We start from the raw sequence: 21,801 nt of genomic DNA on the forward strand, positions 1-21,801 counted from the left end.
AGCGGATGGCTGATACATCGAATGCTTTCACCAAATAAAATTCGGCACTGACATTCATCGACACACTGTTGAGTTCTCAAAGAACACGCACACACTCGAACCCCACGAACACACAATCCGTAGGCCTCAAGGGCAACTGTTCCAGCCTATCCCAGCTTGGTCTCGGACACAAGGCCCGACTCTTGGGGGATAAAACCTGCCGAGCCACACGTCCAACCTCGTTCACCCAGTCCGTGAAGACCGGGTCGGTGTCCGTCGCTCTGACTCGACAAAAGCTACGCCACCAACCCCACACACGCAAATCGGCAGGTGGATCGACTTACCGCCGGCATCCGCGCAGGTCGGAGGACCTGTGCGCAACAAGGCCTCGCATTCGGCCGGCACTTCCCCGCATGTGACGCCAGCCATATCTTGCGAACAGTCGACAGAAACGGGTTTCACGAGCGGGACAACGCCAGAACATGGTCGGGCACATCGAGGTTCGGTTCCACATCTTCCCCACGCTCTGCAGTGCCGACGTAGTCACCGATCGGAATCACACCCGCCCACACGTCACCTGCTGCAATGTCGGCCTCGTCGTCGATCGGTCCGCCGGTCCGCGCTTTCACCGATGCTTCGTACAACGGAAGCGCCAACACACTCGTCGCCGCCAGCTCTTTTCTCGTATGCGCCCGCAGATATGTGCTTCTACCCGGAACGACCTGATCGACTATGGCGTCCAATGCCCGTGCCCGTTCGTCCTCGTCCTCCACTCGACGTGGCCGTCCCACGATGACGGCGCTTCGATAGTTCATCGAGTGATGGAACGCGGACCGGGCCAGAACCAACCCGTCGACGACCGTGACCGTCACGCAGATGTCCTGATCAGGCGCCTCCACCAGGCTTCGAGAGGCGACCGAACCATGGAGGTACAGGGTTCCCGCCCTGTCCGGCCCGTCCGGATCCAGGCCGAACACGGTCGGGAGCACACGTGGCACGTTCCCCACCAGCACCCCCATATGACAGAGGCGAGCCGATCGGAGCACGTCGAGCAACGCCGTCCGCTCCGACTGCGCACGCTGCCGACCTCGGACCACGGTGGTCCTGGATGTTGGGGACAGAAGTGTTTCGTCGGCAGTCATGCCACCAGAGTGCCGCCCCGTTGGCTCACTGTCATGGTCCAATAGGGAGCAATGATGCTAGGCCACTTTCTGCCATGGACAGGTGACGCACGATGACCTTGCCGCCGAATGCCCTGTCGATCGCGATCGATCGAGCCGACCGCCGCACGTTGCCCGTTCAGGTGGCCGACGGTATCCGGGCGGCCATCGATCGCGGCGAGCTCGAGCCGGGCGTCCGATTGCCAAGCACCAGAGCACTTTCCGTCGAAATGGGTCTGGCTCGTGCGGTGGTGGAGAAGGCGTACGAGCAGCTCGTCGCCGAAGGATGGCTCGAGGCACGTCGCGGATCCGGCAACTACGTCCGAGATGTTCCGCATGCCGTTCGGTCGGACCACAGGCTGCACCGAGCACAGGAAGGCCCACCCACTACTCAGCGCATTTCGCTGCGCCCCGGAATACCGTGGACTCCGCCTCGCGCATCCGATGCGTGGAAGCGGGCATGGCGAGACGTCGGTGGCTCTCCCCCACCGGGCGACTATCCCGATCCGGCCGGCTCACTCGACTTGCGCAAGCGCATTGCAGACTTGCTCGGCCGCGTACGCGGGCTGCACACCACCGCGGATTCGATCGTCGTCACCACGGGCAGCATTCACGGTCTGGACCTGGCACTGGGTGCCCTCTCAGCAAACGTCGGCGTCGAACATGTTCTCGCACTGGAGAATCCGGGATACCGAGCTGCTGCTGCCCTCGCTACACACCGCGGGTGGTCCGTTCACGACATCCCCGTCGACCGCGAGGGCCTCGTCGTCGACGAGCTCGAATCGGTTCCTCACGGCACCCCGGCCGTTTACGTCACTCCCTCACACCAGTACCCCACCGGCGGACTCATGCCCATCGGTCGTCGGCGCGCCCTGGCGGACTGGGCACGAAGTACCGGAACCACCATCTTCGAGGACGACTACGATTCCGAATTCCGTTACGGCATAGCACCTTTGACGACGGTCACCGAGCTCGTTCCGGACCGTGCCGTCTACCTGGGAACGGTATCGAAGACGCTGGGTGCCGGCGTACGCCTCGGATGGATGGTGGCTCCCCCGTCGATGGTCGAGCGCATCACCGACACACGTCGCGCCATCGGCGACTTCCCGTCGGTTCCCGTCCAGCAGGCCATGACCTCGCTGTTGCGCGACGGCGAATGGGACCGGTCCGTACGCACGGCACGTCGGATCTATCGGGCACGTGACCGCGTCGTCGCCGCTGCGCTGGCGCCATTCGGCGAACTTCGGGGCGTCGGTGCCGGGCTGCACACGGTGCTCGTACTCGACGCAGACGTTGCACGCGATATTGCAGCCGACTGCGCGGACAACGGAGTCGATTTGCCGACACTCGCACATTCGACGCGATCGCCGACCACCGATGGTGGCATCGTCGTCGGCTACGGGTCGGTGGCGGACGATCGATTCGAGCGCGCGCTCCGGGTGCTGGTCGACGCTCTCGAGAAGAGGTCGGTCAGCTGACCCGCTCGATGCTCCCGCCGAGAGCGGTCAGGTTTTCCACGAATCGCGGATAGCCCCTGTCGATGTGGAACACGTCGTGCACTTCGGTCGTACCGTCCGCCACCAGCCCGGCCAGGACCAGCCCGGCCCCAGCTCGAATGTCCGAAGACCACACCGGCGCGCTGGAGAGTTGGGGAACACCGCGAACCACAGCATGGTGGCCATCGGTACGCGCATCAGCGCCCAGTCGGATCATCTCCTCGACGAACCGGAAGCGTGCCTCGAACACGTTCTCGGTGATCATCGACGTCCCGTCGGCGACGGTCGCGAGCCCGATAGCCATCGGTTGCAGATCCGTCGGAAACCCGGGGTACGGCAACGTCGCAAAGTTCACTGCTCGCGGCCGTTCGTGCTGGACGACGCGGAAGCCGTCCGGTTCGCTGGTCACCTCGGCACCCGCAGACCGCAGCTTGTCCAGTACGAGCGAGAGATGCTTCGGGTTGACCCCCCGCACGCGAACGTCCCCGCGCGTCATCGCGGCCGCGATTCCCCATGTAGCAGCCACGATTCGGTCGCCGATGACGCGATGAGTCGTCGGCTTCAACGCGCTGACACCCCGGATGGTGAGGGTCGAGGTACCTGCACCTTGGACGTCGGCACCCATCTCGTTGAGCATGTTGCACACATCGACGATGTCCGGTTCGCGGGCCGCGTTGTCGATCACGGTCTCACCGGTGGCAAGCACTGCCGCCATCAGGATGTTTTCCGTCGCTCCCACAGAAGGGAAAGCCAACCTGATGTTCGCGCCGCGCAACTCGTCGGCTTCCGCCACGACGCATCCGTGTTGAATTTCGCTGCGCGCCCCCAGCAACTGCAGGCCGGACTGGTGCATGTCCAGGGGACGAGACCCGATGGCGTCCCCGCCCGGCAATGCCACCACCGCGCGCTTGCACCGCGCGACGAGAGGGCCGAGGACACAGACCGATGCCCTGAACTGGCGTACCGCCGCGAAATCGGCGTGGTATTTCGGCATGGCCGGGGTCGTGATGTGGACGACCGAGCCGTCGAGCTCCACCTCACACCCGAGCCCGCGCAACACCTCCGCCATCAGCGGGACGTCCAGGATGTCGGGACAGTTGGTGATCGTGCTGGTTCCCTCGGCGAGCAGGGCCGCGGCCATCAGCTTGAGGACGCTGTTCTTCGCACCACCGACCGCCACCTCACCCACGAGGCGATTACCACCGTTGACCAAAAAGCGTTCACTCACTTCGACAGCGTAGCCAGCGGTACCGACCGGCACCCGCGCGGTACCGTAGCCGCATGGCCGTTCACCTCACTCGCATCTACACCCGGACCGGCGACGACGGGACCACGGGATTGAGCGATTTCTCGAGGGTCTCGAAGAACGACGAGCGGCTGATCGCCTACGCAGATTGCGACGAGACCAATGCCAGCCTCGGAGTCGCACTGGCACTGGGAAATCCGAGCGAATCCGTGCGGACCGTCATCCGGACCGTTCAGAGCGATCTGTTCGACGCCGGTGCCGATCTGTCGACTCCTGTCGTCGAGAATCCGGAGTATCCACCGCTGAGGATCGATCAGAGTTACATCGACCGTCTCGAAGGCTGGTGCGACGAATTCAACGACGAGCTACCGGCGTTGACGTCGTTCATCCTGCCCGGCGGCACACCTCTGGGAGCGTTGCTGCACGTCGCGCGCACCGTCGCTCGGCGCGCGGAGCGGTCGGCCTGGGCAGCAGTTCATGCCGGCCCGGAAACGACGAGCGATCTGCCGGCCAAGTATCTCAACAGGCTCTCGGACCTGCTGTTCATCCTGAGCAGGTATGCAAACCCGGAGGGCGACGTGCAATGGGTACCGGGAGCGAGCCGCTCGACGGGTACCGATTCCGACTGATTTCCGGCGAGCGACTCGTCAGGCCGCCGGTCGACGGCGCCGCGAGCGCCCCGATGGGCGTGACTCCACCCAGGACAGGAAAGCGGTCAACGCACTTCTGTCCAATGCCATTTCGTAATTCTTGCCGTTGTCCGACAACTCCAGCACAGCGATGTCCGGAGTCATGATGTCGAACTCGGTGTCGCGTGGGGCCCGTCGGTCCCCCACCTGAACGTCCTGTCTGCCCAGCCGATGGTCGGGCCCGGGTCGCAAACTGGACAGTTTGAAGAACACCAGCGTGTTGTCGCCGTACCGAATGATGCCGTGCCGCCAACCGGCACCGCCCTCGGACGGGAGCACACGCATGATCGCCGCCGTACCGCCTCGTCGCAGCACCGCGAGACGATACGCAAAAGCCGCGACGAGCCCTGCGAGCAGCACAACCAGAATGATCAGAGCAATCAATCCGGAGTGCATCGCAGGTCTCGTCGCGGCTTCTCGTGAACCTAGGACCGCTCGACAGCGCGGATACGTCCCTTGGCCACCGCAATGGCCTCGAGGTCGTCGCCGTTCTCTGCCACTACAGCCCGTGCCGATTCGACATCGATGTCATCGGCGAAATCGGCGGACTCCGCCAGCACTGTGACGGTCTTACCCGTCACCGATAGGAAGCCACCGTGCACCGCAGCGATGATCTTCTCGCCGTCGGTCGTCGTGATCGACACCGTGCCCGCCTCGACCAGCTGGCCGAGGACAGGCTCGTGGCCGGCCATGATGCCGATCTCACCTTCGGTGGTCTGAGCACTGACGATGGTCGCAGTACCGGACCACAGCTTCTGCTCCACAGCGACCAGGGAGACCTCCATGCCGCTCTTCTCGGAAGAAGTCACGTCGGTCTACTTTCCGGCCATCTTCTTCGCGGCTGCCTCGACGTCGTCGAGACCACCGCAGCTGTTGAAGGCCTGCTCGGGAAGGTGGTCGTACTCACCCTTGGTGACCTTGTCGAACGCCTCGATGGTGTCCGAGAGGGACACGACCGAACCGGCCTCGCCGGTGAACTTCTCGGCAACGATGAAGTTCTGGCCGAGGAACTTCTGGAGACGGCGTGCACGGCCGACCAGAACCTTGTCCTCTTCCTGAAGCTCGTCCATACCGAGGATGGCGATGATGTCCTGCAGCTCCTTGTACTTCTGCAGGATGCGCTTGACCTCGTTGGCGACGCGGAAGTGCTCGGCACCGACGATGCCGGGCTCGAGGATGCGCGAGGTCGAGCTCAGCGGGTCCACAGCGGGGTAGATACCCATCTGCGAAATCGGACGCGACAGTTCGGTCGTCGCATCGAGGTGCGCGAACGTCGTGGCCGGAGCCGGGTCGGTGTAGTCGTCGGCGGGGACGTAGATCGCCTGCAGCGAGGTGATCGAGCGGCCACGGGTCGAGGTGATGCGCTCCTGGAGCTCACCCATCTCGTCCGCCAGCGTGGGCTGGTAACCGACGGCCGACGGCATACGACCGAGAAGGGTCGACACCTCCGAACCTGCCTGCGTGAAGCGGAAGATGTTGTCGATGAACAGCAGCACGTCCTGGCCCTGCACATCGCGGAAGTACTCCGCCATGGTCAGTGCCGACAACGCCACGCGCATACGCGTGCCGGGCGGCTCGTCCATCTGTCCGAAGACGAGGGCGGTGTCCTGGAGGACGCCCATCTCTTCCATCTCGAGGTGAAGGTCGGTGCCCTCACGAGTACGCTCGCCGACTCCTGCGAACACCGAGGTGCCCGAGAACTCGCGTGCGATACGGGTGATCATTTCCTGGATCAGCACGGTCTTGCCGACGCCGGCACCACCGAACAGACCGATCTTTCCGCCCTTGACGTACGGCGTCAGCAGGTCGATGACCTTGATGCCGGTCTCGAGGATCTCGGTCTTGCCCTCGAGCTGATCGAAGGCTGGGGGCTTGCGGTGGATGCCCCACTGCTCGCCGTCGCGGCCGAGTCCGGGGGTGTCCAGGCAGTCACCGAGGGCGTTGAACACGTGGCCCTTGACGACGTCACCGACGGGAACCGAGATCGGCTTGCCGGAGTCGACGACAGCCGTGCCACGGACGAGGCCGTCGGTGGGCTGCATCGAGATGGTGCGAACCAAGTTGTCACCGAGGTGCTGTGCAACCTCGAGCGTCAGGGTCTTGGCCACGGTCGGCAGAGTGATCTCTGCGTTCAGGGCGTTGAACAGTGCGGGAATCGAGCCGCGCGGGAACTCGACGTCCACAACGGGGCCGATGACCCGAACGACACGGCCGGACTGTGTGTCCGCTCCGCTCGCGTTCTCTTGGGCTACTGCTGCGGTCATTGCTTAGTCACTTCCTGCGCTGTCGGCCAACGCGTTGGCGCCACCGACGATTTCGCTGATTTCCTGGGTGATCTGGGCCTGCCGAGCCTGGTTGGCCTGTCGGCTCAGGGTCTCGACCAATTCGTTCGCGTTGTCCGTCGCTGCCTTCATGGCGGTACGACGCGCCGCGGACTCCGACGCTGCTGCATCGAGCAACGACGCGTAGATCCTGGTGCTGATGTACTTGGGCAGCAGCGCCGAGAGCAAAGTGCCTGCCTCCGGCTCGAACTCGTACTGTGCCTGCACATCCGCGGTCGGTGAGTCGGTCAACGCGTCCGCACCCATCTCGAATTCCTCGTCGGTGTACGAGATTTCGAGTGGTGCCATCCGGCGAACTTCGGGCTTCTGCGTGAGCATCGACACGAAGCGGGTGTAGACGATGTGCAACTCGTCCACGCCCTCGACGGTGCCTTCACCGTTGGGAGCCTCCACCTCGGTGCCCGAACCCGCCATGAACAGCTCGACCAGATGCCTACTGGCCTTCGCTGCATCGGCGTATCCGGGTTCCTGCGAGAAGCCCGTCCAGGCACCCTTCACGTCCCGCTCACGGAACGTGTAGTAGCCCAGGCCTTTTGCGCCGAGCACGTAGATGACCGGGTCCTTGCCCTCGGAGCGCAGGAGCTGGAAGAGCTCCTCCGTTTCCTTGAGGACGTTGGAGTTGTAGCCACCGCACATACCGCGGTCACTGGTCACGACCAGGACTGCAGCACGCTTGGGCTCGGGTCGCTCGTTGAGCAACGGGTGATCGAGCGAGCTCGATGCACTCGCCAGTGCGGAGAGCACCTTCGTGATCTCTTCCGCGTACGGCTTCGATGCGGCAACGCGGGCCTGCGCCTTGGTGATTCGCGAAGTTGCGATCAACTCTTGCGCTTTGGTGATCTTCTTCGTCGAGTTGACCGACTTGATACGGGAGCGAAGCTCGAGAATGCTTGCCATCTAGCTGTTCACGCTCCCTTCTGTGCTCGTCATGTCACCTGTCATCGCCGGCCTACTTGCTGACTGTCTTGCGGGTGACGTTGACCTGCTCCTGGCTGACCTCGTCGGCGTTCAGAGTGTCTGCCTCGGCCTCGTTGACGACGCGGTTGCCGTCCGAGTCCACGAAGCCGGCCTTGAACTTCTCGGTCGCTTCGGTCAGTGCCTTCTGGTTGTCGTCGTCGAGAGCCTTGCCACCGGCAATGCTGTCGTAGACGCCGCTTGCGTTGCGGTGCAGATCTTCGAGCAGCTCGGTCTCGAAGCGGCGAACATCGCCGACCGGAACGGAGTCGTACGTGCCCTGGCCTGCGAGCCAGATCGAGACGATCTGGTCTTCGACGGCCACCGGTGCGTACTGATCCTGCTTGAGCAGCTCCACCAAGCGAGCGCCGCGCTCGAGCTGCGCCTTGGACGCTGCATCGAGGTCGGACGCGAACGCCGAGAAGGCTTCGAGCTCACGGAACTGAGCAAGCTCGAGACGAAGGGATCCGGAGACCTTCTTCATGCCCTTGGTCTGCGCAGCGCCGCCGACTCGGGAAACCGAGATACCGACGTTGATGGCGGGACGGACGCCCTTGTTGAAGAGGTCCGATTCCAGGAAGACCTGGCCGTCGGTGATGGAGATGACGTTGGTCGGGATGTACGCGGAGACGTCGTTGGCCTTGGTCTCGATGATCGGCAGTGCCGTCAACGATCCGCCACCGAGCTCGTCGGACAGCTTCGCCGAACGCTCCAGCAGGCGGGAGTGCAAGTAGAAGACGTCACCGGGGTATGCCTCGCGGCCCGGCGGGCGACGCAACAGCAGCGAAATCGCGCGGTAGGCCTCGGCCTGCTTGGTCAGGTCGTCGAACACGATGAGGACGTGCTTGCCCTGGTACATCCAGTGCTGGCCGATGGCCGAGCCGGTGTACGGAGCGAGCCACTTGAAGCCGGCCGAGTCGGACGCGGGTGCGGCGACGATGGTGGTGTATTCGAGTGCGCCCTGCTCTTCGAGTGCAGCCTTGACGCCTGCGATCGTGGAGCCCTTCTGGCCGATGGCGACGTAGATGCAGCGAACCTGCTTCTTGTCGTCGCCGCTCTCCCAGTTCGCCTTCTGGTTCAGGATCGCGTCGATGCAGACCGCAGTCTTGCCGGTCTTGCGGTCGCCGATGATGAGCTGACGCTGGCCGCGGCCGATCGGGGTCATGGCGTCGATCGCCTTGATGCCGGTCTGCAGCGGCTCCTCGACGGGCTGGCGCTCGAGCACCGAGGCAGCCTGCAATTCGAGGGCGCGGGTCTCGGAGGACTCGATGTCGCCGAGGCCGTCGATGGGCTTGCCCAGCGGGTCCACGACGCGACCGAGGTAGCCGTCGCCCACGGGGACCGACAGCACGTCTCCGGTGCGCTTGACTTCCTGGCCTTCTTCGATGTGCTCGTAGTCACCGAGGATGACGGCACCGATTTCGGTGGCATCCAGGTTCAACGCGACACCGAGGACTCCGCCCGGGAACTCCAGGAGTTCGTTGGACATCGCCGACGGCAATCCGGACACGTGAGCGATTCCGTCGCTCGTGTCCGTAACCGTGCCGACCTCCTCGCGGGAAGACTCCGGTGAGTAGCTCGCGGTGAAGTTATCGATCGCGCTACGGATCTCGTCGGAGGAGATCGTCAGCTCCGCCATAGTGTTTCCTGCTCTTCCTTCGAATGATCGCGGTATGAAAAGCCTCGAATGCCGAGGCAATTCTTCTCGTTACTGTGTCCGTGTCGGACTATTTGAGCGTCTTTCGCAATGCAGCGAGGCGGCCTGCCCCGCTACCGTCGATGACCTCGTCGCCGATACGAACGACAAGTCCGCTGAGCAGTTCGGTATCGACCTCTACGTGCACCGTGACCTGCTTGCCGTACGTGCGGGTCAAGGTTGCGGTCAGCTTTTCGAGCTGACTGTCGCTCAGTGGGGCTGCGCTGCGTACGTGTGCAACTGCGCGGTCGCGCTGTTCGGCGGCAAGATCTGCCAGTCCGTTCAGAACGTCGGCGGGTGCCGCCTTCCGTGGACGCGTGACGGCCTGCACCGCGAGCGCCTCGGTGACCGCGGTGACCTTGCCGTAGAGCAGACGACCCAGCAGTTCGCGCTTGGCCTGTGCCGGCTTGGAGCGATCCGACAATGCCTGCTCGAGCTGCGGGTTGGCAGCCACGATGCGGCCGAGCCGGAACAGCTCGTCCTCGACCGTGTCCAGCTGGTCCTGATCGGCAGCAGCGCGGAGCAGAGCTTCGCGTCCCAGCTCTACCAGCGAGTTCAGCAGGTCACGGGCGGTGGACCAGCTTTCGCCGGCCGCAGCCTTGACGATGGTCGCCGTTGCGCTCGACACCTGGCCGGAGAAGACCTCTCCGGCCAGAGCGCTTCGTCGATCGCCCTCGACCGAGGAGTCGGCGAGAGCGGTACGCAACGTGCGCTGCGCGTCGAGAGTCTCGACGACGGCGAACAACTCGGCACCGGTCTGAGCGGCGACGGCCGTTGCCTCGCCGCCCGACGCGGACCCCAGAGCTTCGTGGGCGACCGACCGTGTGCGGGCGAGCGCCTCACGAGAAGTTGCGTACATGGTTCGACTCACTTTCCTGATGCGGAGTCCGCGGTGACGGAATCCAGCTCGTTGAGGAAGCGATCGATCGAACTGGAACGCTTCGCGTCGTCGGAGAGCTGCTCTCCGATGACTTTCTCGGCGAGTTCGACGGCCGTACGTCCGAGGTCGCCACGAAGTTCGGTGACGATCTGCTGACGCTGAGCAACGAGCTGACTGTGGCCTGCGGCCACGATCCGATCGCTCTCTTCCTGCGCCTTTTCCTTCATCTCGGCGAGAATCGCCTGTCCCTGGGTGCGCGCTTCCTCGCGGATCTGCGCAGCCTCGGAACGGGCGTCGGCGAGCTGAGCGTGGTACTGCTCGAGAGCAGCCTTCGCCTCCGCCTGTGCCTGCTCGGCCTTCTTGATTCCGCCTTCGATGAGCTCGGAACGCTCGGAGAGGACCGTCTGGAAACGCGGTACGACGTACTTCCAGAACAGGAAGCCGATGATCACGACACAGACGATCGACCAAACGATGTCGTATGTTGCGGGCAGCAGCGGGTTCTGGGACTCCTCCCCCTCCGCCCCGGCTGCGAGCAGCGTTATCGCGTTTGTCATCGCGCTCTCAGAGAATGAAGCCGGCGACGAGGCCGATCAGGGCCAGGGACTCGGTGAACGCAATGCCGAGGAACATGGTCGTACGGAGCTGACCGGCCAACTCGGGCTGACGAGCGGTTGCTTCCATGTTCTTGGCGACGACGAGGCCGAGGCCGATGCCACCACCGATCGCTGCGAGGCCGTAGCCGATGGCGCCGTATCCGCTGGCGGTGATTTCCTGCGCCTGGGCCAGAACTTCAAGGCTCATTCGGTTTTCCGTTCCCTTTCTTCGGTCCACATCCGGGTGTCGGAGGTGGCGGTGTAGCTAGTTCGGTCTGTTGGTCGGTCAGTGCGAGTCGGCGTGCAGCGACAGATCGATGTAGATCGCCGTCAGCAGCGCGAAGATGTATGCCTGCAGGAAGATCACGAGCATCTCGAACATCGTGAACAGGAAGCCCATGATGAGCGAGGGTGCGGCGAAGATCTTCAGGCCGGCGGAGGCCTCGAAGAGGAAGAACTGCGTGGCGCTGAAGAACAGCACGAGCATGATGTGGCCGGCGAGCATGTTGGCCAGCAGTCGCACCGTCAACGTGAACGGGCGAAGCACGAAGTTCGAGATGAACTCGAGCGGGATCAGCAGCACGTGCATGGCCTTCGGAATGCCCGGGATCACGATCGTGCCCTTGACGAACTTGGCTGCACCGAACTTCTTCACACCGGCGTAGACGAACGCGATGTACGCGACTGCGGCCAACACGATCGGCAGACCGATGCGGGCGTTGGCCGAGATGTTCAGGAACGGTATGACCGCGCTGAGATTCACCGCGAAGACCGTGAAGAAGATCGTCATGATGACGGGCAGGAAGCGGCGTCCCTGTTCCTTGCCGAGGACATCCTCGGCCACGTGGATCCGGACGAAGTCGAGAGCGATCTCGGCGACGTTCTGGATTCCGCGAGGAACGATCTTGGGGCTGCGCAGAGCGATCAGCATGAAGACGATCAGCAGAGCCGACATCAGGATGCGGATGAGCATCAGCCGGTCGAGCTCGAACGGGGTTCCCTCGAACAGCACCGCGGGAGGAAAGAAATCGGATAGTGACGGCGGATGGAACTCCGCAGCCAGAGTGGTGACGCTCAGCGGTCTCTCCCGTGTTCGGGCCGCAACCGAGTAACGGCTGCGGTTCGATCGGACAATGACGATCTATCAAGTCGACGAAAATCGGCTCGCAATCGTCAGAGGCTGAGGCCCGGTCTTCATCGGCCAAGCGTCTGTCGGGTGTCGGCGACTCACGTCGACTCGGCAACTCTCAGGGCGAAACCCTACGTTGCCGAAGTCTGCGACTCCGGGCCTACTGTAAGGAAGCTCACGCTGATGGTTACCTGCGGGGGTCCAGTCCGGGGAAAAAGTCTCTTTCGTCCCGGTCTTGCCCATCGCTTGATGCAAACTTTATCAACAGAACTACGACGTTGTGTAGGCGGCCCTCAGCTTAACCGATTACGACAGCTTGTCGTACTACGACTTGTCGGGGTTCCCTTCGGCAGGAACGCTGTCGACGTAGCCCACCTTCGTCTTGACGACACCGAACACCTCCGCGCCCAGGACCACCACCAGAGCCCCCAGAATGGTCAGCCCGAGCGAATACCGGTTGTAGAAGTCCGCATCCTTGAGTGCCACGAGCACGATCAGCGCGATGACCATCTTGACCAACCACCCACCGAGCAACAGCGCTCCGACCGCCGACGCGGGAAACCGCGTGGTCAGAGCCACCGACAGCGCGGTCGTGATGACGAACCCGCCCCCGATGGCCACTCCGATGATCGATCCCCACAATCCTGGAGTTCCCGCAGCAGCAACCGAGATCCCCACGCTCACCACCGTCAGCACCACCAGGCCGATGAGGCCGTAGCGGACCGCGGCACGAAGCGGTGCGAATTGGTCGGGCATGGGCTGCGGGGTGAAGGTCACAGTTGTCGAGAGTACCCAGTGGCACCCGGTTGCCGGCACCAGCCGGGACACGACCGAAGAACCACCGAGCCGATCAGCGGCGTCGGACACCCCGGCGTTCGGATCCGGGCGATCGATCCACCCGCAGAGTGGGCACAGCCGTGACGACGAGCGCGAACACCAGACCGGCAGCGACGAGGAGCACCACGATGCGCCGGTCGAGAAGCGAGGATCCGACCGCACCGAACGCGAGCACACCGACCCAGAGGTAGATCACCAGGACCACCCGTCGATGCGAGTGACCGATCTGCAGGAGTCGGTGATGGAGATGCATCTTGTCGGGGCTGAACGGACTCCGCCCTGCCCGAGTGCGGCGAACGACGGCGAGCAACAGATCGAGTATCGGAATGAGCATCACGGCCCCGACCAGCAGGAGCGGCGACAACAGGCCCAGCAGATCACGTGGACCGTAGGCCGTCAACGGAATGCGCCCCGAGGCACTCGTCGAGATCGTGGCCAGCGTCAGCCCGATCAACATGGACCCCGAATCGCCCATGAAAATGCGCGCCGGTTGGAAATTGTGCGGCAGAAATCCCAGGCAGGCACCGGCCAGCGCCGCCGCGATCAAGGCAGGAGGGTAGACGCCGACGTCGCCCCCCTGTTCCTGCAGCAGGCCCACCGAAAAGATGCAGATCGCGACCGACGAAATGAGGCCCAGTCCGGCTGCCAGGCCGTCGAGGCCGTCGACGAAGTTCATCGCGTTGACGATGACGACGGTGATCAGAACGGTCACCAGTCCGGCCTGAAGTTGGTCGAGCACCAGGGTGCTGCCCGGTTGGCCGGGCTCGCCGCCCCAGGGCTGGTAGAGCACGACCCAGCTCACACCCATGATGACCAGGACGCCGGCCGCCGTCACCTGGCCGACGAACTTCGTCAGTGCGTCCAGACCCCAACGGTCGTCGATGACGCCGACCAACACGATCACGAAGCCTGCGACCAGCGCAGCCGGAATGTCGCGGTTGTAGGCGACATCGAATCCGCGGGCCAACGCGGGCAGCTGCGAGGCGAACAGCAGCGCGGCGAGCATGCCGGCGTAGATGCCCACTCCCCCGAGTCGCGGGGTGGCCTGCACGTGGACGTCACGATCACGAGGAATGGCGACTGCGCCGAACTTGATCGCGGCCACTCGAACGCCACCGGTGGCGAAGAACGTGACGACAGCGGCCGTCAGGAAAACAAGCAGCAGCTCGCGGATCGGAACGCCTGCGCCCAGATTCGACTGGGCAAGCACCTCGACGCTCATGCGGAACGGACGGGCATGTCAGGACGCTCCTGGGACCAGGCTTTCGGCGGTGACACCGAGAACCTCGGCAATCTGCTCCGTGGGAATGGCACCGACCCGCAGGATTCGTGCGTGCTCACCGGTCAGGTCCACGATGGTGGAAGCCACCGCGTGGTCGGCCGGTCCCCCGTCGAGATAGACCGCCGCAGATCCACCGAGTTGTTCTCGCGCCTGCGTCACCGTGGTGGCGGGCGGGCTTCCCGAAATATTCGCACTGGACACCGCCAACGGACCTACTTCACGAAGGAGCTCGAGCGCGACCGGGTGCAGCGGCATCCGCAGCATGACGGTTCCCTGAGCGTCACCCAGATCCCACGCCAGCGACGGTGCCTGCTGGACCACGATGCTCAATGCGCCGGGCCAGAAGGCTCGAATCAGATCTCGGGTCCGCGGCCGGACGCTCTGCACCAGGCCGTCGATCGTGTTCCACGAACCAACGAGGACCGGGACCGGCATATCGCGTCCCCGCCCCTTGGCGCGCAGCAGGTCGGTGACCGCGCTGCCGTCGAACGCGTCGGCGGCGATCCCGTAGAGCGTGTCGGTGGGCATCACGACGAGTCGACCGGATTTGAGGGCACCGCGCGCTGCGGTCAATCCGGCAGCCCGCGCATCGGCTTCACGGCAGTCGTAGACGGTACTCACTCCGCCTATCCTTCCACCTTCGGTAACGAAGTGATGTCAGGTGCCGCCGGCTTGCCGCCTTGCCGCTCAGGCAGAGGGCGGCGTCGCCCGTGCCGCCACGACGAAGCGGGGTCGGCCGGCCAGGTCCGGATGCTCGGTGACCTGGGTGAACCCTCGTCGCCGAGACAACAGGGCAGCGACGCCCTCCCCGTTCGAGTCGTCGTGTTCGATGGCGACTCCGCCGCCGACACGCAGCCACCGCGCGACGTTGCCGATCATCGGCTCGATGACCGACAACCCGTCCTCGCCGCCGAAGAGCGCGATGTGCGGATCGTGGTCGAGTACCTCCGGATCGAGCTCGGCCCCGTCCGGAATGTACGGCGGGTTCGCGACGATCATGTCCACCGAGCCGTCGAGGTCGGTCAACAGCTCCCGAGAAGTGACGTCTCCGTGATGCAACGTGATCGGCGAATCACCCTGCTCGGCACGCAGATCCGCGTTGCGCCGGGCCCACGCCAACGCCGATGGATCGAGCTCGACGGCGTGCACGACGGCATCCGGGCGTGCGTTCGCGATGGCCAGCGCCAGCGCGCCCGACCCCGTGCACAGGTCCAGCACCACGGGCGGGTGATGGCCGACGTTCTCGAGAAAAGCGAGCGCCCACGCCAACAGCAACTCGGTTTCGGGACGTGGAACGAACACCCCGGGACCCACCTCGACATCGATGTTTCCCAACGACGTCGTTCCCGTGATGTATTGCAGGGGAATACGTTTCGCGCGCTGCTCGACTGTTCGGAAATACGCCTCGACGAGCTCGGGCTCCACCAACGGCACCAACCCCAGCCGACCGCGATCGACTCCGACGAGGTGCGCGGCGAGTAGCTCCGCATCCACCCGAGGGCTCGGCACACCGGCGGCCTCGAGCATCGACGTCGCTTCGAGGATGGCTAGGCGTAACGGCTTGCGGCTCACTTCTACAGACTGCCACGGCGGTCCGACACCGGACTCACAGCCGCCCCAGCAACTCCGACTTCTTGGCGAAGAACTCGTCGTCGGTCAGAAATCCCTTCGCATGCAGACCGGCGAGCGCCTCGATCGCAGCGGTGATGTCCGAGATGTCGACACTGGTGTGAGCAGGTGCACCCGACTGCGCAGACACGAAATTCTGTGCGGCCGGCTGAGGCTGCTGCGACGAAGTCATGTTCTGCGGTGGCGCGTCGGCGGACCGCTGGTCGACGCGCGGCAGACTCGCCGCGGTGAACGTGCCGTACTGGCTGGTGAACTCCACCGAACCCGGACCCCCACCCTGCTGCTGTTGCACTCCGCCGATGGAGTGATCGAGGGTGTCGTACACCGCCAATTCCCCTCCCACGAGGACGGCGAGGCGACGAGATCCTGGAAACACCGCGTACTGCGATCCGTTCTGGCCACCGCTCGAACTCGGCGAACCCAGATCCGACGGCCACCACGATCCCCTGCCGGACAAAGTGCCACCGAACGATCCCGTACCGGCATCTCTCGGCGGATAGACCTGATGCTGCGCCAACACCGCGGACAGATCGCGGCACAAACCGTCGACCCGACTCTTGAGGCCGTGATCGAACATGTTGCCCACCATCGTCATACCGCCGCGCATCCACTGCCCACTGCCGCCGAGCTCGGGAATGTTGAACTGCGCCATGGTGCCGCGGCCGTTGTTCACGGCGTCGAGCATGGTGCGGACCGCGTCGGTGGACACCCCGTAGCGGGAAGCGAGCTCGGTGACGGCGTTCTCGCCTGCGGGGGTCAAGGCCTGGTTCATCTCGGGTGTGCCTTTCATGGCGCGCGGGCGGGTCGAATCCGATCGCCAGGGTATCTCGAGATTCGTTCGATCAGCAGCGCGAGAACCGAAAACGGTTGGCGCGCAGTTACTCTGCTTGCATACGTGCGTCGCGGTCGGCCTTGGCGAGCGCGTCGAGCAGTGCATCCATGTCGCCGTCGAGCAGCGCGTCGAGGTTGTGCGCTTTGAACCCGATGCGGTGATCGGTGATGCGGTTCTCGGGGTAGTTGTACGTCCTGATCCGCTCCGAGCGGTCGACGGTACGCACCTGACTGGCTCGGCCGGCCGAGGCCTCTTCGTTGGCTGCTTCCTCCGCGGCCGCCTGCAGACGCGCCGCGAGCACCTGCATCGCACGCGCCTTGTTCTGCAACTGCGATCTCTCGTTCTGACAGGTGACGACGATGCCGGTGGGCAAATGGGTGATGCGGACAGCGGAGTCGGTGGTGTTGACACCCTGACCGCCCTTGCCGGACGAGCGGTAGACGTCGATGCGCAGATCGGTTTCGTCGATCTGCACTTCCTCGACCTCGTCGGGCTCCGGATACACGAGAATGCCGGCCGCGGAGGTATGCACGCGTCCCTGCGATTCGGTGACCGGCACCCGCTGCACGCGATGGACGCCACCCTCGAACTTCAGCCGCGCCCAGACGCCGTCGAGCGGATCCTTGGTCTTGATCGACAACGTCGCGTCCTTGTAGCCACCCAGGTCCGAGACGTTCGCGTCGAGAACCTCGACTCGCCAGCCGCGGCGTTCGGCGTAGCGGACGTACATCCGCGCCAGGTCGGCCGCGAAGAGCGCCGACTCCTCGCCGCCCTCACCTGACTTGACCTCCATCACGATGTCGTCGCCGTCGTGCGGGTCGCGTGGTGCCAAAAGATCGGTCAGCGTCTGTTCCAGGTGCAGAACTGTTGCCTCGAGCTCGGGAATCTCTGCGGCGAACGACGAATCGTCGGCGGCGAGTTCACGTGCGGCTTCGAGGTCGTCCTGAGCGGCGGTCAACTTGGTGTGCGCCGACATGATCGGTGCCAGCTCGGCGAACCTCTTGCCTGCCCTACGCGCCGCGGACGGGTCGTTGTGCAGGGCGGGGTCGGCCAGTTGCTGCTCGAGGCCGGAGTGTTCGGCGAGGATGTCGTCGATGGCCGAAGGCTTGTCTGTTCTCGCCATGGTGACGACTCACTCTCCGAACGGGTGAAACCGGGTGTGGACACAAAAAAGCCGACGCCCGCCCTGTAGTTCACAGGACGGGCGTCGGCGAAACAGCTAGCTGTCTGCGTCGGCCTTCTTGCCGGCGCGCTTGCCGTAGCGAGCCTCGAAGCGAGCGACGCGACCGCCGGTGTCGAGAATCTTCTGCTTGCCGGTGTAGAAGGGGTGGCACTGCGAGCAGACCTCGACGCTGATGCGCTCTTTGTCGGTGGTGCTTCGGGTCTCGAAAGTATTGCCGCAACCACAGACGACTGTCGTCAGTGTGTAGTCGGGGTGAATTCCTGCCTTCATGGTGTCCTTACCGTTCTTTGTAATGGTCGCCGGGTCGCCTTCGCTGATCGAAGACGTGAACCGGAACCGGACTCGGCCGTTGATTATGCCAGAGCGTGTATCTGCCCTGCTAATCGTCGGTACTTCTGTGCCGACAGATGCTTACAACGCGGGCACCTGCCCTCTTGTTCCCCGGACCCTCGGACCCGGGGAACACGGGATCAATCGTTGATGCCGCCGGGAGCTGTCTTCGACACTTCCATCAGGAATTCGAGGTTGTTCTTGCTCTTCTTCAGGCGATCGACCAGCAGGTCGATGGCCTGATGCGAGTCGAGACCGGACAACACGCGACGCAGCTTGTGCACCACGGCCGCCTCGTCCGGAGCGAGAAGAAGCTCGTCGTGACGGGTGCTGGACGGGTTGATGTCCACCGCGGGGAACACCCGACGCTCGGCGATCTTGCGATCGAGCTTGAGCTCGGCGTTACCGGTTCCCTTGAACTCCTCGAAGATCACGGTGTCGCCGGTGGATCCGGTCTCGACCATGGCCGTGGCGATGATCGTCAGCGATCCACCGTGCTCGATGTTTCGTGCCGCGCCGAGGAATCGCTTGGGCGGGTACAGCGCGGTCGAGTCGACACCACCGGAGAGGATGCGGCCCGAAGCAGGCGAGCTGTTGTTGTACGCGCGGCCCAGTCGAGTGATCGAATCGAGCAGGACAACGACGTCCTGGCCGGCCTCGACCAGACGCTTGGCACGCTCGATCGCCAGCTCGGCGACCGCCGTGTGGTCACCCGGCGGTCGGTCGAAGGTCGAGGCGATGACCTCGCCCTTGACCGAGCGCTGCATGTCGGTCACTTCCTCGGGACGCTCGTCGACGAGGATGACCATCAGGTAGCACTCGGGGTTGTTGATGGCGATCGCGTTGGCGATGGCCTGCAGAACGCTCGTCTTACCGGCCTTCGGGGGGCTGACGATCAACGCGCGCTGACCCTTACCGATGGGCATCACCAGGTCGATGATGCGCGTGGTCAGGATGTTCTGCTGGGTCTCGAGGCGCAGCCGCTGGTTGGGGTACAGCGGGGTGAGCTTGCCGAACTCCGGACGCTTGCGCGCGGCCTCGACCTCTCCCCCGTTGACGGTATCCAGACGCACCAGCGGGTTGAACTTCTGACGCTGACCCGACTGCTCACCTTCACGCGCCACCCGAACGGCACCGGTGACGGCGTCGCCGCGGCGAAGGCCGTTCTTGCGCACCAGGTTCATCGACACGTAGACGTCGTTCGGTCCGGCCAGGTAACCCGAGGTCCGAACGAACGCGTAGTTGTCGAGAACGTCGAGAATGCCGGCTACCGGCTGGAGAACATCGTCCTCGCGGATCTCGGTGTCGCGCTCGCGACCGCCGCCGCCCTCGTTGCCCTCGCCGCGGTCGCGTCCACGACGACGCTCACGGAACCGTCGACCCCTGCGACCGCGGCCTTCGCCGTCGTCGTCCTGGTTGTTGTCACGGTTGTCGCGCGGGCCGTTGTTGCGGTCCTCGTTGCGATTGTCGTTTCGGTTGTCGTTGCGGTTGTCGTTGCGGCCGTCGCCTTGATTGCGATTGCGTCCGCCACGGTCGTTCTGATTGCGGTTGCCGTTCTCACGGTTGGAGTCGCGGTTCGAGTTGTCCCGGTCGCCCTGGTTGCGGCCCGCATTGTCGCGATTGCCGCCGTCCCGGTCCCCCTGGTTGCGATCGCCCTGGTTGCGATCGCCCTGGTTGCGGTTGCCGTTGTCGGTGTCACGCGGTTCGCGCTCGGCACCGTCCTGGCGGTTGCGCTCGCCGCGGCTACGACGTGGGCGCTCCGCTGCGGCGTTCTCGCCGGAATCGTCCTGCTTGTCGGTGGTCTCCGCTGCAGCGGTCGACTCCGCGGTAGCGGGGGCCGATGCGGCCGTGTCGCCGCTGCCGTCCAGTGGCAACTGGTCGGGCGCACCTGCGCGGCGACCCGCGGCGCGGCGGCCCCGGGTGCGACGTCCGGCCTCGGGTGCTGCGTCCGACGTGTCGGCAGCCGTCGCAGGTTCGGGAGCAGTGTCGATTGCGGGTCGTTCGTCGGCAACCGTTGCCGACGCAGCAGCGCGTCGAGCCTTGGGAGCGTCGGCCTTCGGTGCATCGCTCTTCGGCGCATCGGACTTCGGCGCAGCGGACTTGGCCGGCGCGGTGCCCGATTGACGCTCGGTGATGGCCGCGATCAGATCGCCCTTGCGCATGCCGGAGATGCTCTTGATGCCGAGTTCGCCAGCGAGGCTGCGTAGCTCGGTGAGAACCATTCCGGACAGGCCGGCGCGACGGCGTGACGTTTCGGGCGCAGAGATGAGTTCCGTATCGGTCACGGAGGTCCTTTCCTTCCCTCGCTCGCTCGATGCGCAGCCGAGGGTTCGTTCCGCAGCTCGGCTTTCTGCCGAACTCGGATATTGCCGTTCATGTTCGACGCACTCCGCCGACGACACCATCGGTCCGGGACCGCAGCGAACTACGGGAAGGACCGAGCCAGGAGCGTCACATCACTCGGACGTTCTGAACTCCCCCGAATACAGTGACCTGATTGCCCTGACGAAACCGGCGTCTGAAGCGCACGATGTACGGACAGGGTTCACCATAGCGTCGTTGTCCTCGCTCGGCAAGAACCCTATTCGGTATCGGTCATGCGACCGTGACTCCGTCGGCCACCTCGAGGTCGAGAACTCGCCATCCCTCGGCCAGCGCAGCGTCGCGCAGATCGGCCGGGAATTCTTCGGTGCACAGGGCCATGACGGTAGGGCCTGCTCCCGACACCACCGCGGCGATCGAGCGGGCGCGCAACGTCGCGATCCACCGGGTGGTGTCGGGCAGCGCCTGTGCCCGCTGGCCCTGATGCAGTAGATCCTCGGTGGCAGCCATCAGCAGATCCGGACGCTCGGTCAATGCGACGACGGCGAGCGCACTGCGACTGACGTTGAAGGCGGCGTCGCGGTGCGGCACCAACTCCGGCAGCAATCCCCGTGTGTGCGAGGTCGAGGAGCGCTCGGAGGGCACGAGCACGACGACCTTGATGCTGGGATGTACGTCCAGGCGCACGGCGGCGTACTTGCGTGCCGTCACACTGGCATTGGGCGGTTCGCTCCACGACACGACGGCACCGCCGAGGCAACTCGCCGACGCGTTGTCGGGGTGCCCCTCGAACTCGGACGACAACTGCACCAACTGACTGTCCGACAACGACAGCGCGGGGTCCACCTTCGACGCGAGTGCATTGGCCGCGGCGAGCCCGCCGACCACGGCCGAGGCCGAGGATCCGAGACCTCTCGAATGCGGAATGACGTTGCGGCAGTGGACATTCAATCCATCCGCCCACACTCCGGCCGCTTCCAGACCCCGCTCGATGGCCCGCACGACGAGGTGCGTCGGTCCCCACGGAACGTCCGCCGACCCCTCACCGTCGACGTGGATCGACAGGCCCGACGCCGTGGTCGTGACCTCGATCTCGTCGTACAGGCCCAAAGCCATTCCGAGACTGTCGAATCCGGGGCCGATGTTGGCACTGGAGGCCGGCACACGCGCGGTCACCGTGAGCCCGATGGGAAGCGTCTTCGTCATTGCCGGAGATTCC

At 64.5% G+C, this 21,801-nt stretch carries 22 protein-coding genes; 2 read left to right on the top strand and 20 right to left on the bottom strand.

The features are described from left to right. Window positions 1-437: 437 nt before the first annotated feature. Window positions 438-1,121 carry a pyridoxamine 5'-phosphate oxidase family protein gene (locus tag AB0P23_RS18980; RefSeq protein ID WP_363798801.1) on the bottom strand — a complete coding sequence of 228 codons (684 nt, stop codon included), beginning with the start codon at window positions 1,119-1,121 and terminating at the stop codon, window positions 438-440. Between the two features lie 92 nt (window positions 1,122-1,213). Between AB0P23_RS18980 and AB0P23_RS18985 the strand changes: the two genes are divergently transcribed. Beyond that, window positions 1,214-2,617, top strand: coding sequence for a PLP-dependent aminotransferase family protein (locus tag AB0P23_RS18985; protein WP_363798803.1), 1,404 nt, complete (start codon window positions 1,214-1,216; stop codon window positions 2,615-2,617). Here the strand turns inward: AB0P23_RS18985 and murA are convergent. Beyond that, window positions 2,610-3,863: a UDP-N-acetylglucosamine 1-carboxyvinyltransferase gene (gene murA / locus AB0P23_RS18990; RefSeq protein ID WP_032374008.1), complete on the bottom strand. Its 1,254-nt coding sequence runs from the start codon at window positions 3,861-3,863 to the stop codon at window positions 2,610-2,612. The two genes, AB0P23_RS18985 and murA, sit on opposite strands and share 8 nt — an antisense overlap. A 53-nt stretch (window positions 3,864-3,916) precedes the next feature. Here murA and AB0P23_RS18995 point away from each other — a divergent pair, with 53 nt between their 5' ends. Next, window positions 3,917-4,510 carry a cob(I)yrinic acid a,c-diamide adenosyltransferase gene (locus AB0P23_RS18995; RefSeq protein ID WP_032373968.1) on the top strand — a complete coding sequence of 198 codons (594 nt, stop codon included), beginning with the start codon at window positions 3,917-3,919 and terminating at the stop codon, window positions 4,508-4,510. An 18-nt stretch (window positions 4,511-4,528) separates the two neighbouring features. On the opposite strand, the gene AB0P23_RS19000 is transcribed toward AB0P23_RS18995, so the two are convergent. From AB0P23_RS19000 to thrB, 18 genes are all read right to left on the bottom strand, one after another. Further along, on the bottom strand, window positions 4,529-4,966 hold the full coding sequence (locus AB0P23_RS19000) for a DUF2550 domain-containing protein (RefSeq protein WP_032373969.1): 438 nt from the start codon (window positions 4,964-4,966) through the stop codon (window positions 4,529-4,531). 29 nt (window positions 4,967-4,995) lie between these two features. Then, the gene (locus AB0P23_RS19005) at window positions 4,996-5,355 is read right to left on the bottom strand and encodes a F0F1 ATP synthase subunit epsilon (RefSeq protein WP_027497898.1); all 360 of its coding nucleotides are present in this window, start codon (window positions 5,353-5,355) and stop codon (window positions 4,996-4,998) included. A gap of 30 nt (window positions 5,356-5,385) precedes the next feature. After that, on the bottom strand, window positions 5,386-6,834 hold the full coding sequence (gene atpD / locus AB0P23_RS19010; RefSeq protein ID WP_027497899.1) for a F0F1 ATP synthase subunit beta: 1,449 nt from the start codon (window positions 6,832-6,834) through the stop codon (window positions 5,386-5,388). 3 nt (window positions 6,835-6,837) lie between these two features. Further along, the gene (locus AB0P23_RS19015; RefSeq protein WP_027497900.1) at window positions 6,838-7,809 is read right to left on the bottom strand and encodes a F0F1 ATP synthase subunit gamma; all 972 of its coding nucleotides are present in this window, start codon (window positions 7,807-7,809) and stop codon (window positions 6,838-6,840) included. A 52-nt stretch (window positions 7,810-7,861) separates the two neighbouring features. Further along, window positions 7,862-9,505, bottom strand: a complete 1,644-nt coding sequence (gene atpA / locus AB0P23_RS19020) for a F0F1 ATP synthase subunit alpha (RefSeq protein WP_032365581.1) — start codon at window positions 9,503-9,505, stop codon at window positions 7,862-7,864. 88 nt (window positions 9,506-9,593) lie between these two features. Further along, window positions 9,594-10,421: a F0F1 ATP synthase subunit delta gene (locus AB0P23_RS19025; protein ID WP_027497902.1), complete on the bottom strand. Its 828-nt coding sequence runs from the start codon at window positions 10,419-10,421 to the stop codon at window positions 9,594-9,596. An 8-nt stretch (window positions 10,422-10,429) separates the two neighbouring features. Then, entirely contained in the window at window positions 10,430-10,999 is a 570-nt protein-coding gene (locus AB0P23_RS19030; protein WP_027497903.1) for a F0F1 ATP synthase subunit B, read from the bottom strand. 7 nt (window positions 11,000-11,006) lie between these two features. Then, complete coding sequence (locus AB0P23_RS19035) at window positions 11,007-11,246, bottom strand: ATP synthase F0 subunit C (RefSeq protein WP_008715092.1); 240 nt, start codon at window positions 11,244-11,246, stop codon at window positions 11,007-11,009. 78 nt (window positions 11,247-11,324) lie between these two features. Then, window positions 11,325-12,101, bottom strand: a complete 777-nt coding sequence (gene atpB, locus AB0P23_RS19040; RefSeq protein WP_141214497.1) for a F0F1 ATP synthase subunit A — start codon at window positions 12,099-12,101, stop codon at window positions 11,325-11,327. A 390-nt stretch (window positions 12,102-12,491) separates the two neighbouring features. Next, complete coding sequence (locus AB0P23_RS19045) at window positions 12,492-12,923, bottom strand: hypothetical protein (protein ID WP_283550677.1); 432 nt, start codon at window positions 12,921-12,923, stop codon at window positions 12,492-12,494. 94 nt (window positions 12,924-13,017) lie between these two features. Continuing rightward, window positions 13,018-14,226 carry an MraY family glycosyltransferase gene (locus AB0P23_RS19050; protein WP_027497907.1) on the bottom strand — a complete coding sequence of 403 codons (1,209 nt, stop codon included), beginning with the start codon at window positions 14,224-14,226 and terminating at the stop codon, window positions 13,018-13,020. A gap of 18 nt (window positions 14,227-14,244) precedes the next feature. After that, a complete protein-coding gene (locus AB0P23_RS19055; protein ID WP_027497908.1) occupies window positions 14,245-14,907 on the bottom strand; it encodes an L-threonylcarbamoyladenylate synthase in 663 nt (220 codons plus the stop codon). A 66-nt stretch (window positions 14,908-14,973) separates the two neighbouring features. Further along, window positions 14,974-15,858, bottom strand: coding sequence for a peptide chain release factor N(5)-glutamine methyltransferase (gene prmC, locus AB0P23_RS19060; RefSeq protein WP_363798808.1), 885 nt, complete (start codon window positions 15,856-15,858; stop codon window positions 14,974-14,976). Window positions 15,859-15,892: 34 nt separating this feature from the next. Continuing rightward, entirely contained in the window at window positions 15,893-16,687 is a 795-nt protein-coding gene (locus AB0P23_RS19065) for an SHOCT domain-containing protein (protein WP_283542618.1), read from the bottom strand. 106 nt (window positions 16,688-16,793) lie between these two features. Next, complete coding sequence (gene prfA, locus AB0P23_RS19070; protein WP_027497911.1) at window positions 16,794-17,870, bottom strand: peptide chain release factor 1; 1,077 nt, start codon at window positions 17,868-17,870, stop codon at window positions 16,794-16,796. A 96-nt stretch (window positions 17,871-17,966) separates the two neighbouring features. Continuing rightward, on the bottom strand, window positions 17,967-18,200 hold the full coding sequence (gene rpmE, locus AB0P23_RS19075) for a 50S ribosomal protein L31 (RefSeq protein ID WP_008715081.1): 234 nt from the start codon (window positions 18,198-18,200) through the stop codon (window positions 17,967-17,969). A gap of 200 nt (window positions 18,201-18,400) precedes the next feature. Continuing rightward, window positions 18,401-20,545, bottom strand: a complete 2,145-nt coding sequence (gene rho / locus AB0P23_RS19080) for a transcription termination factor Rho (protein WP_080735671.1) — start codon at window positions 20,543-20,545, stop codon at window positions 18,401-18,403. Window positions 20,546-20,855: 310 nt separating this feature from the next. Further along, window positions 20,856-21,788, bottom strand: coding sequence for a homoserine kinase (gene thrB, locus AB0P23_RS19085; protein ID WP_032365577.1), 933 nt, complete (start codon window positions 21,786-21,788; stop codon window positions 20,856-20,858). Window positions 21,789-21,801: the final 13 nt, after the last annotated feature.

The sequence above is a fragment of the Rhodococcus sp. NPDC077669 genome, assembly GCF_040686915.1.
Classification (GTDB): Bacteria; Actinomycetota; Actinomycetes; order Mycobacteriales; family Mycobacteriaceae; genus Rhodococcoides; species Rhodococcoides fascians.